We start from the raw sequence: 16,932 nt of genomic DNA, 5'->3' as shown, positions 1-16,932 counted from the left end.
GTGTACCGGGTGCGTAACGTGCCGGTCATGGCCTTTCGGACCTGGGGCAGACTGCTGCTCACGGCGCTCGGGGTGAGCGTGCTGGCCGGAGCCGGCCAGCTCGGCGTCGCGTACGGTTTCGGCATCGTCCGGCTAACCGGCACCTTCACCGGCACGACCGTCAACCAGTGGCCGGCCCAGCTCGTCTGGGTTGGCTGGTTCGCCGCGAACGCCGCCGTCGTCGGCGCCGTCCTGACCGGACGCCTCGCTCGCCGAGACGCTCCGGCAGCCAGCACCGGCCGACACTTGGCGATCGGTGGCGCGGCGGCGCTCGGTGCCACAGTCATCGCCCCGCTCTGCATGCAGCCGGCCCGCGCCGCGGAGCTGATCTCCGTCGACCCGGTCTGGGCGGTGGGCATCTGCGCCGTGCTCGGTGCGGTGATCGGGGCGGGCGCCGCGATCGCCGTCCTGCTCCGGCCCGAGCTCGGCTGGAACATGGCGATTGTGGCCGGCGCGGTCTGGCTGCTGGCGCTGATCTCCGTCTTGCCGTCGCTCGGTGCGGCCGGCCCACTGCCGACCGTCCGGCTCGGCGTGTTGGAGCCGAGCTGGCTGAACGACGCCGCCGCACAACGGCTGGCGCTGCTCCTGCTGCCCACCGTGGCGCTGCTGACCGGTGCCGCGACCGCAGGGCTGGCTCGCTGGCGGGGCCAGGCTCCACTGGTCAGCGGAGCTACCGGGGTGGCCGGTCCGGCGCTGGTGGCGTTCGCCTACCTGACTGCCGGCCCGGGCGACGCGGTAGACCGTTACCAGGTCACCCCCTACTACGGCTCGTTGATCGCAATCCTTGCCGGTGCGCTCGGCGCGGCCGCCGCGGCGCTGCTGCGCCGGCCGGCGGGTCCCCACACCGCGGATCCGCAGGCCATCGAGCCCAGCGACATCCTGCAACCGCTGCCCACCAGCCCGGCCCTGCCCAGCACGGCGTCGACAAGTCCGGCGACCGACCGGGACACCGTCGAGCGCCCCGACGCGCAGCTCGCCAACACCGAGCCGCCGGTCGGGCAGCCGGCGGGCGCGGAGCTGACCGGCACCGAGCTGGCCGGCACCGAGCTGACCGGCACCACCCCGGGTCCGCGTGCCGCAGGTGCCTCCGATGGCGTGCGCACCGTCCCAGCGCACTGGGACTGGCCGGCGACCACCGCGAGCGGCCAGCACGGTCCGACCCCCGCCGCGCCGGCGACACCTGCGGCCTGGCGGACCGACCCGACCACTGACTTCTCCACCGAGGCGTTGACGACGCGCAGATCGAGCCGGGACGCCGTCACCTCCCCGGCCGTCACCTCCCCGGCCGTCACCTCCCCGGCCGTCACCTCCCCGGCCGACACCGCGCCCCCGGCCAGTGCGACCCCGGCCAGTGCGCCCCCGGCCAGTGCGGCCCAGGCCGGTGCGCCCCCGGCCAGTGCGACCCCGGCCAGTGCGGGCGCACCCAGCTCCGCCACGACCAACCCGGCTACGTCCAGCGCAGGCACGGCCAACACGGATACGACCAGCACGGGCGCGGCCGACGCCGGCACGGCTGACGCACCGCTGACGCTCAAGCCGCGGCGTACCCGTAAGCCGAAGGCCAGCCCGGACGTCACTGCCTCCCCCACGCCGGACGACACACCGTCACCCGATTCGGACACCACCGACGGAACGACCACCGACGAGACGACCACCGACGAGACGACCACCGGTCGGACCAGAAAGGTCACCCGGCCCGGAAAGTCGGCCGACCGGACCGCTCCGGGCAAGGCCACCGGCACTCCGGCGCGCAGCGCGGAGAACCAGGGCTCCGGGTCCGGTCTGCCCACCGGGGCCATCCCGGCCGATGGCTCCGCCGCGTCAACGGCAGCAGCCGCGCCGGCCACCGCAACCGGTTCGACCAGGGCACCGGCTACCCCGACCGCCGCCACGCCCCGAGCCGGCGGCTCACCGCGCACCCCGGCCGGAGCTGCCACCGGCTCCGCTGGGTCGCCTTCCGAACCGGCAAGTGGACCCGCAGCCACCAGTGCCGACGAGACCGACAGCGCGCGGCCCGCCACCGAGGACGATTCCACCGCTGGGTTGTTCGGGATCACTGCCAGCAGCGACCCGGATGCGGACCGGTGGACGCCGACAGCGCCAGCCTGGCCGGTCACCTCGACGCGGGGGGTGCCGCCGCAAGCCTCTGACCCGGGGTCAACAGCAGCGGAGACGGCGACCGGGCCGGATGAGCCGACTGAGCCGACGCCGAGGCCTCGGCACCGGGCGCCGTTGCCGGACCTGAGCCGGGTCAGCACCTGGGACGCCTTCAACACCGCCCGCCGTGCCGGGCCGGTGGAGCCGCAGAAGACCGCCCAGTCGACGGCGGCTGAGTCGGCAGCAGCCAGCGAACCGGCTGTCTCAGCCACCCCCGCCGAACCTGCGACGACGGCTTCCCCGGTCGTCCCGGGGCAGGCCGCTCCAGCCACCCCCGCCGGACCTGCGAGCACGACGTCGTCCCCGGTCGTCCCGAGCCAGGCCGGCGCGCCCTCCGATGCCGCCACCACCACCGGCACAGCCGACCCGGCGCGTACCGATGACGCGCCGGCTGCCGCGCCGACCGCCGCAGTGGTGGCGGAACAGCCCTCCCGGCGAGGACGGCTCGGCGGCCTGTTCCGCCGCAAGGGGTCCCGGACCGAAGAGGAAAGCCAGGAGCCGTCGGCCGAGACGGAGCCGCTGCCGAACCAGGACGAGGAGTTCGTCGACTGGGTCGCCGGTCTGAGCAAGCCGGTGTCGGACAACGAGCCGGAGCAGGAGAGCGGCCGCCGGTCGCTGCGCTCCACCGGTCGGCACTACCGCGACTGACCCACGAGATCGCGCATCGGAACGCGGGCGCGGCGAAGGGCCCTCGTTATCGACTTGGCTGCCTGCCATGCCGACGTGCTGTTGAGCGGTATACCACAGAGGTATAAATATGACTCTCTGGTATACCGCTCACTACCGCATCCGCCACGACCGAAGTGACCGACAGTCACCGCTGGCCGCCGGCTGCGCCCCGAGTGCGGGACCGGTCAGGCTAGCGGCAGGTAGACCTTCCCACCGCCGGAGACGAACTCCTCCGACTTACCCTTCATGCCGCGGGCCGCGTACTCCTTGAGCTCCTGGGTGATCTTCATGGAGCAGAACTTCGGGCCACACATCGAGCAGAAGTGGGCCGTCTTCGCCGGCTCGGCCGGCAGCGTCGCGTCGTGGTACGACCGCGCCGTCTCCGGGTCCAACGAAAGGTTGAACTGGTCCTCCCAGCGGAACTCGAAACGCGCCTTCGACAGCGCGTCGTCCCAGTCCTGCGCGCCGGGGTGCCCCTTGGCCAGGTCCGCCGCGTGTGCCGCGATCTTGTACGCGATCACACCCGCCTTCACATCGTCACGGTCCGGCAGGCCGAGGTGCTCCTTGGGGGTGACGTAGCAGAGCATCGCGGTGCCGAACATTCCGATCATCGCGGCGCCGATCGCCGAGGTGATGTGGTCGTACGCCGGAGCGATGTCGGTGGTCAGCGGCCCGAGCGTGTAGAAGGGCGCCTCGTGGCACCACTCCTGCTGCAGGTCCACGTTCTCCTTGATCTTGTGCATCGGCACGTGGCCGGGGCCCTCGATCATCACCTGGACGTCGTACGCCCAGGCGACCTTCGTCAGCTCACCCAGGGTGCGCAGCTCGGCGAACTGCGCCTCGTCGTTGGCGTCGGCGATCGAGCCGGGCCGCAGCCCGTCGCCGAGGGAGAACGTCACGTCGTACTTCGCGAGCAGCGAACACAGCTCCTCGAAGTTCGTGTAGAGGAAGTTCTCCTCGTGGTGCGCCAGGCACCACGCCGCCATGATCGAACCGCCTCGGGACACGATCCCGGTCACCCGGTCCACGGCCAGCGGCACGTACGGCAGGAGCACCCCGGCGTGCACCGTCATGTAGTCCACGCCCTGCTCGGCCTGCTCGATCACGGTCTCCCGGAACACCTCCCAGCTCAACTTCACCGGGTCACCGCCGACCTTCTCCAACGCCTGGTAGATCGGCACCGTCCCGATCGGCACCGGCGAGTTCCGCACGATCGCCTCGCGGGTCTCGTGGATCCGCTTGCCGGTGGACAGGTCCATCACGGTGTCCGCACCCCAGCGGGTGGCCCAGGTCAGCTTCTCCACCTCCTCGGCGACCGACGAGCTGACCGCCGAGGTGCCGATGTTGGCGTTCACCTTGACCAGGAACGCCTTGCCGATGATCGCCGGCTCGCACTCCGGGTGGTTCACGTTGAGGGGCAGCACCGCCCGCCCGGCGGCGATCTCGGACCGGACCAGCTCCGGGTCGACGTTCTCCCGGATCGCCACGAACTCCATCTCCGGCGTCACCACGCCAGCCCGCGCGTACGCAAGCTGGGTGGGCCGGCGACCGTCCGCCCCGGCCAGCGGCGTACCCGCACCCCGCACCGGTGCCACATCACCGCGCTCGGCGATCCACGGCCCCCGCAGCGGCGGCAGCCCCACCTCGGGGTCAGATCCGGGACCCGACGTGTCGTAGAGCCGCACCGGCGGATGGTCCCCGGTCAGCTCCACCTCCGCGAACGGCACCCGGACATCCGGCCGCGAACCCTCGACGTACACCTTGCCTCGTGCTTGCATGACAGCCTCCCTGATGATCAAGCGGACCAGCCGAAGTGGTCCAGCGGCCCACGTCCCGCGCCCAGCTCCCAACCCCGCGCGCCGGTCAGCGCGCGGAGCACGTACTCCTTGGCGGCCCCCACCGCCGCCGGCACCGGATCGCCCAACGCGAGCCGCACCGCGATCGCCGCCGAGAACGAACAACCGGTGCCGTGGGTGTGCCGGGTGGCCACCCGGGGTGCGCGCAGCGCAGTGGTGACGCCGCCGCCGTGCAACACGTCGACCGCCTCGCCCCCGCCAAGGTCACCGCCTGTGACCACCACGTATTCCGAGCCGCCGGCCACCAGCGCCTCGGCGGCCACGACCATCCCGGCCACGTCGTCCACCGGGCGCCCGGTGATGGCCGCGGCCTCCGCGCAGTTCGGTGTCGCCACCTTGGCGTACGGCAGCAGCCTCTCCACCGCGCCCACCACGCCGAGCCGGTGACCACTCGTGGCGACCAGCACCGGGTCGACGACGAGCTGAGGCAACCGGCCGTCCCTTGCGGCCTCGGCCACCACGTCGGCGACCGCCGGGGTGCCGAGCATCCCCGTCTTGACCGCGCAGACGGTGAAGTCGCTGAGCACGCTGTCCAGCTGCTCGGTGACCGTGCGCGGAGGCAGTGGCAGCACGGCGTCGACACCCTGGGTGTTCTGCGCGGTGACCGCCGTGAGGACGCTGGTGCCGTACGCGCCCAGCGCAGCGAAGACCTTGAGGTCGGCCTGGATTCCTGCGCCGCCGCCGGAGTCGGAGCCGGCGATTGTCAGCAGTGTTCGCGGGGTCATTTTCCCTCGCCTGTGGTTGCGGTTGGGGGCTGCGGCCGACCGTGCCCACTCCGGGCGGTCAGGCTTGATCCCTGCGTGGGCACGGTCGGCCGCAGCCCCGCTCGTGGAGACCTGAGTGCCTCCGCGCCAGCTTTAGAGAGCTCAGGGGTGACCGCCTCGGCATAAGCGCTGGTCAGGGTGGCTGCTGTTTCGGTGGGGTCTTGGGCTCGCATTAGTGCGCCTAGTACTGCTACTCCGGTGGCTCCTGCTTGGACGCAGGCGGTTACCTGTTGTGGGGTTTCCACTCCGCCGAGGGCCAGCAGAGGTACCGGGCTGATGCGGACCAGGCTGCTCAGCCCCGCAATCTCCAGGGGTGGGCCGTAGCCGGGTTTCGTTTGGGTTGCGTAGACCGGGGAGACGGTGGCGTAGTGCTCGGTGGTCAGTCGGTCGAGTTCGGTGTGGTGGTGGCAGGAGCGGCCGACCAGCCGGTGGGTCGGCGGCGGGTACGGGCCGGCGGCCGGCAGGTGAACGGCGTCGCCGTCGAGCGGGTCGGGGCCGGCCACGATGAGGGTTCCGTCGACCTCGGCGAGGATCGCGCGCAGGTCGGCGGCGATGGCGGCGCGCTCGGTGCGGGGCAGGTCCTTCTCCCGCAGCACCACCCAGCGCACTCCCCCGGCCACGGCCCCCGCCACAACCCGGTCGAGCCCTCGCTGTGCGACGAGCCGATCGGTCAACACGACGACACCGGACGGCGGGGTCACAGGTCGGGTCTTCCCTCGTCGGGGGTGGAGGGTAGGGCATGAAAACGGCGGGCGATCCGGCCGGCGCTGGCCGCCAGGTTGCCGGCCTCGACCGCGTACCGCATCGCCGTGGCCATCGCCACCGGGTCGGCGGCGCGGGTGACCGCGCTGGCCAGCAGCACCGCGTCGCAGCCCAGCTCCATGGCCAGGGCCGCGTCGGAGGCGGTGCCGATGCCCGCGTCGAGGATCACCGGCACGTCGACACCCTGACAAATGAGCCGGATGTGGTGGGGGTTGCCGATTCCGAGCCCGGAGCCGATCGGGGAGCCGGCCGGCATCACCGCGGCGCAACCCACGTCGGCGAGTCGGCGGGCGAGCACCGGGTCGTCGCTGGTGTACGGCAGGACGGTGAAGCCATCGGCGACCAACTCCTCGGCGGCGCGGAGCAACTCCACCCCGTCGGGCAGCAGCGTCCGCTCGTCGCCGATCACCTCCAGCTTGATCCAATCGGTGTCGAACGCGTCCCGGGCCAGCCGGGCCACCTTCACCGCCTCGGTCGCGGTGTGGCAGCCGGCGGTGTTCGGCAGCAGCCGAACCCCGCACCGATCCAGCAGCTCCAGCAGCCCACCGGTGGAACCCGGTGCGGTGCCCACCCGACGCAACGCCAGGGTGACCAGCTCGGTGCCGGACGCCCGGATCGCCTGCTCCAGCACGTGCAGGTTCGCGGCACCACCGGTGCCGAGGATCAGCCGCGAGGTGAACGTCTCCCCACCCAGCTCGAATGGCACGCCGCTCACCCGCCCTGCGCCGCGGTGAGCACCTCGACCCGGTCACCGTCGCGCAGCGCCGTGGTCGCCCAGCCGGCCCGGGGCACCACCTCGCCGTTGACCGCGACCGCGACCCCACGCTGCTGAGGCACGATGTCGCGGACCAGCTCCGCCACAGATGCGCCGCCGGGGACACTGCGCCCGGCCCCGTTCACCGTCAACTCCACAGGTCCCCCTCCAACGTCGATTCAGGTCCGCCGCCGACCGCCGCGCCGACGAACCGGTCAGCACGAAAGGGCGCGAGCAGCGGGTCGGGTACGCCGGTGAGCACCAGGTCGGCGATCAGGTCGGCGGTGATCGGGGTGAGCACGATGCCGTGTCGGTGGTGCCCGGTGGCGGCCAGGACGTCCGGCCGGCCGGGCAGCGTCCCGAGGATCGGTGCGTTGTCCGGGGTGCCCGGGCGCAGCCCGGCGACCGCCTCGACCAGGTCGTACTCGGCCAGCTCGGGCAGCAGGTCGACGCCGGCGCGGAGCAGGCGTTGCACCGCTCCGGCGGTGACCGTGGTGTCCGACCGTTCCTCGACCGTCGCACCGAGCACGACCTCGCCGTCGGCTCGGGGCACCAGGTAGACGGGTTCGCCGTCGGCGTACCCCCGGATCACGTGCCGGAAGCCCGGCGCGACGCCATCGGGCGCGCGGAGCCGGAGGATCTGGCCTTTCACCGGCCGCACGGGCAGACCGGTGAGTGCGGCGGCCCCGCAGCCGGCGGCGACCACGGTGATCCGTGCATCCACGTCGGACAGGAGCCGAACTGTCTGCGGCACCAGCACCGCGCCGGCCCGCTGCGCTGCCGTGCGCAGCGCCGGCAGCACCAACCGGGGGTCGACCTGGTGGTCGGTGGGCGCGAGCGCGCCGCCTCGCACCCGAGGGGCGAGCGCCGGCTCGCGGTCGCGCAGCTCGGTGGGGCGCAGCAGGGTCACGGGCAGGCCCAAACCCTGCTGGTACGCCCAGAGTCGGCGTGCCTCAGCCAGGTCGTCGCCGGTCAGCCCGACCAGCAGGGTGCCCTCGGTCCGGTAGCCGATGTCGGCGCCGGTCGCCTCGGTCAGCTCGGCGGCGAACGTCGGCCAGCGGGCGGCGGACGCCAGCAGCAGTTCGGTCAGCTGCCGTTCACCGAAGTACGCCTCGGCGACGGGTGCGAGCATGCCGGCGGCCACCGCCGACGCCCCCGAGCCGGGTGCCGGATCGTGCACCACCACGCGCAGCCCTCGGGCGGCGCAGCGCCAGGCGATTGCCAGCCCGATCGGCCCCGCCCCCACCACCGCAACGTCCGGCCGGACCCAGTCGCTCGATGGCGCTGACTCCGACCGGCCGGTCAGCACGTCAGGGCCTCGATCAGCTCGGCGGTCGCCCGTGCCGGATCGGCGGCGCCGGACACCGCACCGACCACCGCCACCCCGTACGCCCCGGCGGCCCGCAGCGCAGGCACCCGGGCGGCGGTCACTCCCCCGATCGCGATGACCGGCACGTCGACGGCGTCGACGACAGCGCGTACCCCGGCGGGCCCGATGGGGTCCGGCAGGCCGGACTTCGTGCTGGTGGGGTGGCATGGCCCGACGCCCAGGTAGCTGGCTCCCGCCGTGACGGCCTCGGTCGCGGTTTCCGGCGCGCGGGCGGTGGCTCCGAGCACCCCGGTCGGGCCGAGCACCCGGCGGGCGGCGGCGACCGGCAGGTCGTCCGCGCCGACGTGCCCACCGTCGGCACCCACCGCGAGCGCCACGTGCAACCTGTCGTTGACCAGGCAGGTCGCCTGGTACGGCGCGCAGAGCGCCAGCACCCGTCGGGCCAGGTCGTACGCCTCGCGGTCGGTAGCGGAGTCCTCGACCCGGACCTGCACCACCAGGTCGGCGCGGGCCGCCGTGAGGGCGGCCCGGACCACGGTGAGTGGGTCCTGCCCGGGTCGGGTGTCGGTGATCAGATGCAGTCGTCCTAGGGACGGCACGGCAACGCTCCTCCCTGCGCCGGCATTACCCGGATCAGGTTCAACGGTCGGGGGCTGTCAGCCCCCCTCTCAGCCCGGTACACCGGGCTCCCGTGGGTTACTTGCGTGTCACCGTACGACAGATCCGCCGGTCTGCCAAGGCGAGGCAGCGGCGGCGGACGGTGAGCCGGACCACGTCCCCCAACGAGCGAAATCGATGGGCGGTTGATCCAGTCCTGTTCGGAATGTCGCCCGCTGTTGCAGAACCGTTACCCGCCGGCATCTTGCCGGACATCGAGCGAGCCGAATTAATTTGTTCAGCGATTCGACAAAATGTCGGAGGGGCCACCCTGGCACGGTGTAACCGCCGACTCCATCCCGGGACGGCCTTCGGCGTGCCGACTCCCGCGAGCTCTGTCACTACGACACAGGAGGCGGCGTGTCCCGTTCTCGTCGTGCCCGCGTACCCATCACCGCGACCTTCATCTCCCTAGCTCTCGCCTCGACGACGCTGTTCGGTACGCCCGCACAGGCGGCACCGACGGCGACACAGGTCCCCCCGCGAGAGGCACCAGCCGCAGCCCCGGTCACCCAGGTGGCGCCGAAGGTAGCGAAGGCAGCCGCCGATCCCTACTCCGTCCTGGTCTTCTCCAAGACCGCCGGCTTCCGGCACGACTCCATCCCCACCGGCATCGCCGCCATCCAACAACTCGGTGCCGCCAACGGATTCACCGTGGACAGTTCCGAGGACGGCGCCGCATTCAGCGACGCCAACCTCGCGAAGTACAAGGCGGTGATCTGGCTTTCCACCACCGGTGACGTGCTCAACGCCGACCAACAGGCGGCATTCGAGCGCTACGTGAAGGCCGGCGGCGGCTACGTCGGCATCCACGCCGCCTCGGACACCGAGTACAGCTGGGCCTGGTACGGCGACCTGGTCGGCGCGTACTTCGCCAACCACCCGGCCAACCAGCAGGCCACGGTCAAGGTGGAGGACCACGCCCACCCGTCCACCGCCACGCTGCCGGACCGCTGGTCCCGGTTCGACGAGTGGTACAACTTCCAGACCAATCCGCGGCCCGACGTGCACGTGTTGGCCAGCCTGGACGAGAAGAGCTACACCCCGGGCGCCGGCGCGATGGGTGCCGACCACCCGACCGCCTGGTGCCAGGACTTCGACGGTGGTCGGTCCTGGTACACCGGCGGCGGACACACCCGGGAGTCGTACGCGGAGCCCGAGTTCCTCTCCCACCTGCTCGGCGGCATCCAGACCGCGGCAGGTGTGGTCGACGCCGACTGCGGCGCCTCGAAGACCTCGAACTTCGAGAAGGTCTCCCTGGACAGCAACACCAGCAACCCGATGGAGTTGGACATCGCTCCCGACGGGCGGGTCTTCTACGTCGAGCGCGACGGTCGCGTGCAGATCGTGAAGCCGGACACCGGCAGCACCGTCACCGCCGTCGACCTGGACGTCTTCACCGGCAACGAGGACGGCCTGATCGGCATCCGGCTCGACCCGGACTTCGCCACCAACAAGTGGGTGTATCTGTACTACGCCCCGAACGACGGCGTCACCCGCAACCTGCTGTCCCGGTTCACAGTGACCGGTGACACGATCGACCTGGCCAGCGAGAAGCAGGTGCTGCGGGTCGACACCCAGCGCAACACCTGCTGCCACGCCGGTGGCAGCATGACCTTCGACAGCGCCGGCAACCTCTACCTGGCCACCGGTGACAACACCAACCCGTTCGAGTCGAACTCGTACTCGCCGCTCGACGAGCGGCCGGGTCGCCAGGACTTCGACTCGCAGCGCACCTCGGCCAACACCAACGACCTGCGCGGCAAGGTGATCCGGATCCACCCGGAGGACGACGGGACGTACACCGTCCCGGCGGGCAACCTCTTCGCGCCGGGCACCGAGAAGACCCGTCCCGAGATCTACGCGATGGGCTTCCGCAACCCGTTCCGGATCGGCACCGACCCGAAGACCGACACGCTGTACGTCGGGGACTACGGGCCGGACGCCAACGCGAACAACCCGGACCGCGGCCCCCGCGGTCTGGTCGAGTGGAACATCGTGACCCCCGGCAACTACGGCTGGCCGTACTGCACGGGGACGAACGAGGCGTACAACGACTACACGTTCCCGTCCGGTCCGAGTGGGGCGAAGTTCGACTGCGCGGCACCGGTGAACAACTCGCCCAACAACACCGGTCTGACCAACCTCCCGCCGGTCGTCCCTGCGACAGTCGACTACGGGTACGCCGGTGACGCGCGTTACCCGGAGATCGGCGGCGGTGGTGCCCCGATGGGCGGTCCGGTCTACCGGTACGACGCCGACCTGAACTCCACCCGGAAGTGGCCGGCGTACTACGACGGCAAGGCGCTGCTCGGCGAGTGGAACCAGAACAAGATGTACACGATGCAGGTGACCGCCGACGGCAAGTCGCTTGTGGACATCAACCAGTTGCTCACCGGGATGAGCATGGTCCGGCCGATGGACTTCGAGTTCGGCCCGGACGGCGCGCTGTACCTGATCGAGTGGGGCAGCGGCTTCGGCGGCAACAACGACAACTCGGGCGTCTACCGGATCGACTACATCGCCGGTGACCGCGCGCCGATCGCGGCGGCGTCCGCCACCCCGACCTCGGGTGCGGCGCCCTTGACTGTCACCTTCTCCAGCGCCGGGTCCCGGGATCCGGACGGTGGCACGCTCACCTACGCCTGGACGTTCGGCGACGGGCAGACCTCCACCGAGGCCAACCCGACGCACACCTACGCCACGGCGGGCAACTACACCGCCCAGCTCACGGTCACCAACCCGAAGGGCCGTACCGCGGTGGCCAACGTGCCGATCACCGTGGGCAACACCGCGCCGACGGTGACCATCGAGTTCCCGCCGGACGGTGGCTTCTTCAACTGGGGTGACCAGGTCCGCTACACCATCAAGGTGACCGACCCGGAGGACGGGCAGGTCGACTGCGACAAGGTGCAGCTGCAGGTGCTGCTCGGTCACGACGAGCACGCCCACCCGTTGGAGCAGCACACCGGCTGCACCGGCACCGTCCAGACGTCGCTCGCCTCCGGGCACGGCGCCGAGGCGAACGTCTTCGCGGTCTTCGAGGCCACCTACACCGACGAGGGCGGTGCCGGCGGTGCCGGCGCGCTCACCGGCCGGGCGATCGAGGTCCTGCAGCCGAAGCAGAAGCAGGCCGAGTACTTCACCGCCACCGGGCGTGCTCCGGTGAGCACCGGCGGCGGAGACGCCGGCGTGCAGCGGGAGACGGGCGCCGACACCGCCGGCGGTGGTCAGAACATCGCGTTCATCGAGGACGGCGACTGGTGGTCGGTGGCCCCTGCGGACCTGACCAACATCAACGAGATCCGGTTCCGGGCCGCCTCGGCCGCCGCTGGCGGTCGGATCGAGGTCCGCGCGGGTGCCGTTGACGGACCGGTGGTCGCCACGGCGACCGTGCCGGCGACCGGCGGCTGGCAGACGTACACGGACGTGAGCGCCCCGGTCACCGGTGCCGCGAGCGGTTCGCTGTACTTCCTGGCCCGCGACCCGAACGGCGGGACGGGCTCGCTGTTCAACGTCAACTGGATGGACTTCGTCGGCCGCGGTGTCACCGAGAACGCGCCGCCGACGGTCAGCGCCACGGCCACCCCGGCGACCGGCACCGCGCCGGTCACCGTCGCCTTCGACGGCACGGCCACCGACGCCGACGGCGACACCCCGCTGACGTACGCCTGGGACTTCGGTGACGGAAGCACGGCGACCACCCTGGACGCCAGCCACACCTACGCCAACCCGGGTACCTTCACGGCTACCCTCACGGTGACCGACAGCAAGGGCGCCAAGGCGTACGCCTCGGTGCCGGTGCGGGTGGACGCGCCGGACACGTCCTGCTTCGGGGCACGTTCGGACGACTTCAACGGCAACACCCTCGACAAGGCCCGCTGGACCAGCGTGATCCGGGAGAACCAGCTCTACTCGCTCAGTGGCGGCGCGCTGCGGCTGCCCACCGCCGTGGGGGACCTCTACGGGGCTCGCAACGACGCCACCAACCTGGTGCTCCAGGCGGCTCCGTCCGGCGCCTGGGAGATGACCACCAAGGTCACCCTGCCGGTGACGGCCAACTACCAGCAAGCCGGCGTCCTGGTGTACGGCGACGACGACAACTACGCCAAGCTGGACCTGCTGTACAACGGCAGCCGGCGGGTGGAGTTCATCCGGGAGACGGCCGCCACGCCGCGCAACGAGGCCGCCGACGCCACCAACGCACCGGCGGGTGACACCGTGTACCTGCGGATCACCAGCGACGGGACGAACCTGACCGCGGCCGCCTCGGGCGACGGGCAGACCTTCACCCCGGTCGGCCGTTCGGCCGCGCTCGCCGGCATCACCAACCCGCGGATCGGGGTCTTCGCCCTCAACGGAGGCACCGAGGCGCCGGTTGTCGACGCCGCGTTCGACTCGTTCCAGGTCACGCCGGACGCTCCGGCCGGCCCGGTCGACCCGTCGGACGAGTTCACCGGCAGCGCGCTGGACAAGTGCCGGTGGGACGCCGTCACGCGGGAGGACCCGACCGGTTACCGGGTCACCGGTGGCGCGCTGCGGATCGACGTGCCCAACGGTGACATCTACGGCACCGACAACACCGGGCCGAAGAACTTCATCCTCCAGACCGCGCCGTCCGGCGACTGGACCCTGGAGACGAAGGTCGACGGCAGCCTGCTGAACGAGCAGTACCAGCAGGCCGGTCTGCTCGTGCAGGCGGACGACGACAACTACCTGAAGTTCGACTTCATCGCGGACAACCAGGCCGGCCAGGCGGTGACGCGGCGGATCGAGTTCCGCAGCGAGATCGCCGGGGTGGTCCAGAGCCCGCAGCCCGAGGCGACCAACCTGACCTCGGCGGTGTGGCACCTGCGGCTGGCCCGCACGGGCGACACGTTCACCGCGTCGTACTCGGCCGACGGGGCGACCTGGACCGCGTTGCCGACGCTGACCAACAGCGCGGTCGGGGCCACCCCGAAGGTCGGGCTGTTCACCCTCGGCGCCAACCAGACGGCGTCGAAGACCGCCTCGTTCGACTACTTCCGACTCAGCACGGAGGTGGCCGACGAGACCGCGCCGGTGACCACGGCGGCGGTTTCCGGCACTCCGACCGAGGGGTGGCACACCGGGCCGGTGACGATCACGCTCACCGGTGCCGACGAGGCCGGCGGTAGCGGGCTCGCCGGTACGGAGTACCAGCTGGACGGGGCCACCACCTGGACGGCGTACACCGCACCGGTGGAGGTCACCGGGGACGGCGAGCACGAGCTGCGGTTCCGCTCGACCGATAAGGCGGGCAACGTGGAGTCGACGAAGACCGTCTCGGTCAAGATCGACGCCACGGCACCGGTGACCTCGGCGACGTTCGCTCCGGCGAACGACGCCGGCTGGCACAACGGGACGATCCCGGTCGTGCTGACCTCGACCGACGCCGGTTCCGGTGTCAAGACGGTGGAGTGGTCGCTGGACGGTGGCGCGTGGACGCCGTACTCGGCACCGGTCGAGGTGACCGGTGACGGACAGCACGAGCTGCTGTTCCGCTCGACCGACAAGGCGGGCAACGCCGAGACGCTCAAGTCGGCGGTGCTGCGCATCGACGGCACCAAGCCGACGCTGCTGGTGTCCGGGCTCGCCGACGGCCAGCTCTACGGCGACAGCCAGGACGTCCGGGTGTCCTGGCAGGCTGTCGACCCGACCTCGGGCATCGCGACCGTGGTCGGCAAGTTGGACGGCCAGGCGTACACCAGCGGCACTCTGCAGGCCATGTACGAGCTGCCGCTCGGCCTGCACGAGCTGACCGTGACCGCGACCGACAAGGCGGGCAACGAGACCACCTCGACGGTCCGGTTCTTCGTCACCACCTCGTTCCGGGACATGCAGAACCTGCTGGACCGGTTCAAGGCGACGGGGCGGCTCTCGGCCACGGCGCACAAGCAGTTGACCGCGAAGCTGGACGCGGCCCGCAAGGCCGAGGCAGCTGGCAACGACAACAAGGCGATCAAGCAGCTGACCGACTTCCGGAACCTCGCCGCCGACGCCACCCTGGTGGCCGAGGCGGAGATCCGGGACGTCCTGATCCGGGACGCCGACTCCATGATCGTCCGGCTCGGCGGCACGGCCAGCAAGGCCGGCGTCAAGGCGAACGACGGTGAACCGATCAAGGGCACCGGGCGGCTCGGTGGCGATGCCACCCGGCTCGCGCCCGGTCGCCAGCTCTGATCCGACGAGGCCCCTCTCCGACGCTGCGGCGTCGGGGAGGGGCCTCCCTCATCCCTAGTGAGGGGATGTCCGTGACGGGTATCCGCAAGGTGTTGGCCGCCGCGTTCGCCGGACTGGCCCTGACCCTGTTCGCCGCTGCCCCGGCGGCGGCCCAGGCAGACAAGCTCAAACTCACGGTGGCCGGCGATGGGGCCGAGGGCGTCACCATCCAGGCCACCCACACCGACGGCCGCCGGCTGGAGCAGGCGGTGCGGTTGCTCCTCACCGCCACCGGCCCGGACGGGCAACAGATCGGGCCGGTGCAGCTGGAACCTCAACCCGAGGGGCACGGCTTCTACAGCAGCGGTCCGGTGCTCTCCGCCGGCAAGTGGAAGGTGACGGTCAAGTCCCCCGCCCCGTTGCAGAGCGAGGCCACCGCCACGGTGCAGGCCCGGGTGGCGCAGTCCCCGCCGGCGCCCGCGCCGGTCGCGGTGACCGCGCCAGACCGAACCGCCGGTGCGGGCGCGGGCTGGTGGCCGTTCGCGGCCGGCGGTCTCGTCCTCGTCGCCGCGGCGATGGGGGTGGCCATGCTGTTCGGTCGCCGCCGCACCGGCTGACCGGGCGGCGCTGAAGCGCCATCCGACGACCGGGCCGGGCCGCGACGAGCGGCCCGGCCCGCTGTCGTCCGGCTCAGAGGATGGCGCGCAGCGCCGCCAGGTCCTCGTCGCTCGGCTCCCAGGTGCCGGCGGCGGCGTTGGCGCGTACCTGCTCCGCGGTAGTGGCACCGGCGATCACCGAGGTCACCGCCGGCTGGGCGGCCAGACCGCCGATCGCCACCTGCAGCATCGTCAGACCCCGCTCGGCCGCGTACGCCTCGATCGCCTCGATGGTGTCCCAGTCGGCTGCGGCGAGCCGCTCCGCGTACCGGCCACCGCCGGAGAGCCGGCTGCCGGCTGGCGGCTGGCCGTCGCGCTTGTACTTGCCGGTGAGCAGGCCGTTGGCGAGCGGGAAGAACGGCAGCATGCCAAGGCCGAACCGCTCGCAGGCCGGGATGACCTCGGTCTCCACCGAGCGCTCCAGCAGGCTGTAGTGGTTCTGGGCGCTGATGAAGCGGGACCGGCCGTTGGACGAGGCGACCCAGTCCGCGTCGGCGATCTGCCAGCCGGTGAAGTTGGAGTTGCCCAGGTAGCGCACCTTGCCATCGCGGACCAGGTCGTCCAGGGCGGCGAGGGTCTCGTCGATCGGGGTGCCCGGGTCGGGCTCGTGCATCTGGTAGAGGTCGATGTGGTCCGTGCCCAGCCGACGCAGCGACGCCTCCACGGCGCGAGCGATGTAGCGTCGCGCACCCCGCGCACCAAAGTCCGGCCCGTTGAGGCCGTTCATGTCCATCCCGAACTTGGTGGCCACCACCACGTCGTCGCGGCGCCCCTTGAGCGCCTGCCCGAGCAGCTCCTCGGAGCCGCCCTGCGGCTCACCGTAGATGTCGGCGGTGTCGAACAGGTTGATCCCGGCGTCCAGGGCGGCGTCCACCACCGCGCGGGTGCCGTCGAGGTCGAGCTTCCGGCCGAAGTTGTTGCAGCCGATACCGACCACGGACACCACGAGCCCGGAGTCGCCCAGCCGGCGATAGGTCATGTCAGTCACGAGATCCACCCTATGCCGGCCAGGTGCGGGCAACCCCGGCGGCTGCTCAAACGACCACCTCCGAGACCAGCTCGCGGGCCGCGCTGATGGTGGCGGAAAGCTCGACGGCGCACAGCCGGT

General features: G+C 71.6%; 11 protein-coding genes and 1 riboswitch. Of the genes, 3 read left to right on the top strand and 8 right to left on the bottom strand.

Annotated features, from left to right (window positions below):
- Positions 1-27: 27 nt before the first annotated feature.
- Positions 28-2,844: a hypothetical protein gene (locus ACLQ28_RS00775; RefSeq protein ID WP_425684255.1), complete on the top strand. Its 2,817-nt coding sequence runs from the start codon at positions 28-30 to the stop codon at positions 2,842-2,844.
- A gap of 206 nt (positions 2,845-3,050) precedes the next feature.
- Here the strand turns inward: ACLQ28_RS00775 and thiC are convergent, their stop codons facing one another.
- From thiC to thiE, 7 genes are all read right to left on the bottom strand, one after another.
- Positions 3,051-4,643, bottom strand: coding sequence for a phosphomethylpyrimidine synthase ThiC (gene thiC / locus ACLQ28_RS00770; RefSeq protein WP_425684254.1), 1,593 nt, complete (start codon positions 4,641-4,643; stop codon positions 3,051-3,053).
- A gap of 17 nt (positions 4,644-4,660) precedes the next feature.
- Complete coding sequence (gene thiD, locus ACLQ28_RS00765; protein WP_425684253.1) at positions 4,661-5,446, bottom strand: bifunctional hydroxymethylpyrimidine kinase/phosphomethylpyrimidine kinase; 786 nt, start codon at positions 5,444-5,446, stop codon at positions 4,661-4,663.
- Entirely contained in the window at positions 5,443-6,186 is a 744-nt protein-coding gene (locus tag ACLQ28_RS00760) for a thiamine phosphate synthase (protein ID WP_425684252.1), read from the bottom strand. The genes thiD and ACLQ28_RS00760 overlap by 4 nt, the downstream gene beginning before the upstream one ends.
- Entirely contained in the window at positions 6,183-6,962 is a 780-nt protein-coding gene (locus ACLQ28_RS00755) for a thiazole synthase (RefSeq protein WP_425684251.1), read from the bottom strand. The genes ACLQ28_RS00760 and ACLQ28_RS00755 overlap by 4 nt, the downstream gene beginning before the upstream one ends.
- Entirely contained in the window at positions 6,959-7,159 is a 201-nt protein-coding gene (gene thiS / locus ACLQ28_RS00750) for a sulfur carrier protein ThiS (protein WP_425684250.1), read from the bottom strand. The genes ACLQ28_RS00755 and thiS overlap by 4 nt, the downstream gene beginning before the upstream one ends.
- Positions 7,150-8,307, bottom strand: a complete 1,158-nt coding sequence (thiO, locus tag ACLQ28_RS00745) for a glycine oxidase ThiO (RefSeq protein WP_425684741.1) — start codon at positions 8,305-8,307, stop codon at positions 7,150-7,152. Before thiO ends, thiS begins: the two co-directional genes overlap by 10 nt.
- The gene (gene thiE / locus ACLQ28_RS00740; protein WP_425684249.1) at positions 8,304-8,930 is read right to left on the bottom strand and encodes a thiamine phosphate synthase; all 627 of its coding nucleotides are present in this window, start codon (positions 8,928-8,930) and stop codon (positions 8,304-8,306) included. Before thiE ends, thiO begins: the two co-directional genes overlap by 4 nt.
- A riboswitch (TPP riboswitch) is annotated at positions 8,925-9,034 on the bottom strand. (Overlaps the previous gene by 6 nt.)
- A gap of 314 nt (positions 9,035-9,348) precedes the next feature.
- On the opposite strand from thiE, the gene ACLQ28_RS00735 reads away from it, so the two are divergent.
- Positions 9,349-15,189, top strand: coding sequence for a ThuA domain-containing protein (locus ACLQ28_RS00735; RefSeq protein ID WP_425684248.1), 5,841 nt, complete (start codon positions 9,349-9,351; stop codon positions 15,187-15,189).
- Between the two features lie 71 nt (positions 15,190-15,260).
- Positions 15,261-15,785 carry a hypothetical protein gene (locus ACLQ28_RS00730; protein ID WP_425684247.1) on the top strand — a complete coding sequence of 175 codons (525 nt, stop codon included), beginning with the start codon at positions 15,261-15,263 and terminating at the stop codon, positions 15,783-15,785.
- Between the two features lie 73 nt (positions 15,786-15,858).
- Here ACLQ28_RS00730 and ACLQ28_RS00725 read toward each other — a convergent pair whose 3' ends face one another.
- Entirely contained in the window at positions 15,859-16,803 is a 945-nt protein-coding gene (locus ACLQ28_RS00725) for an aldo/keto reductase (protein ID WP_425684740.1), read from the bottom strand.
- Positions 16,804-16,932 lie beyond the last annotated feature (129 nt).

It is taken from the genome of Micromonospora sp. DT201 (assembly GCF_049841575.1).
Lineage (GTDB): Bacteria > Actinomycetota > Actinomycetes > Mycobacteriales > Micromonosporaceae > Micromonospora.
Note: the sequence above shows the minus strand (reverse complement) of the source record. Positions and strands in the feature narration are given on the sequence as shown.

What these genes read in the sequence shown, in the direction of transcription:
- ACLQ28_RS00725 (WP_425684740.1), bottom strand. Translation starts at nt 16,803, where the DNA reads ATGACCTATCGCCGGCTGGGCGACTCCGGGCTCGTGGTGTCCGTGGTC.
- ACLQ28_RS00775 (WP_425684255.1), top strand. Translation starts at nt 28, where the DNA reads ATGGCCTTTCGGACCTGGGGCAGACTGCTGCTCACGGCGCTCGGGGTG.
- thiD (WP_425684253.1), bottom strand. Translation starts at nt 5,446, where the DNA reads ATGACCCCGCGAACACTGCTGACAATCGCCGGCTCCGACTCCGGCGGC.
- thiC (WP_425684254.1), bottom strand. Translation starts at nt 4,643, where the DNA reads ATGCAAGCACGAGGCAAGGTGTACGTCGAGGGTTCGCGGCCGGATGTC.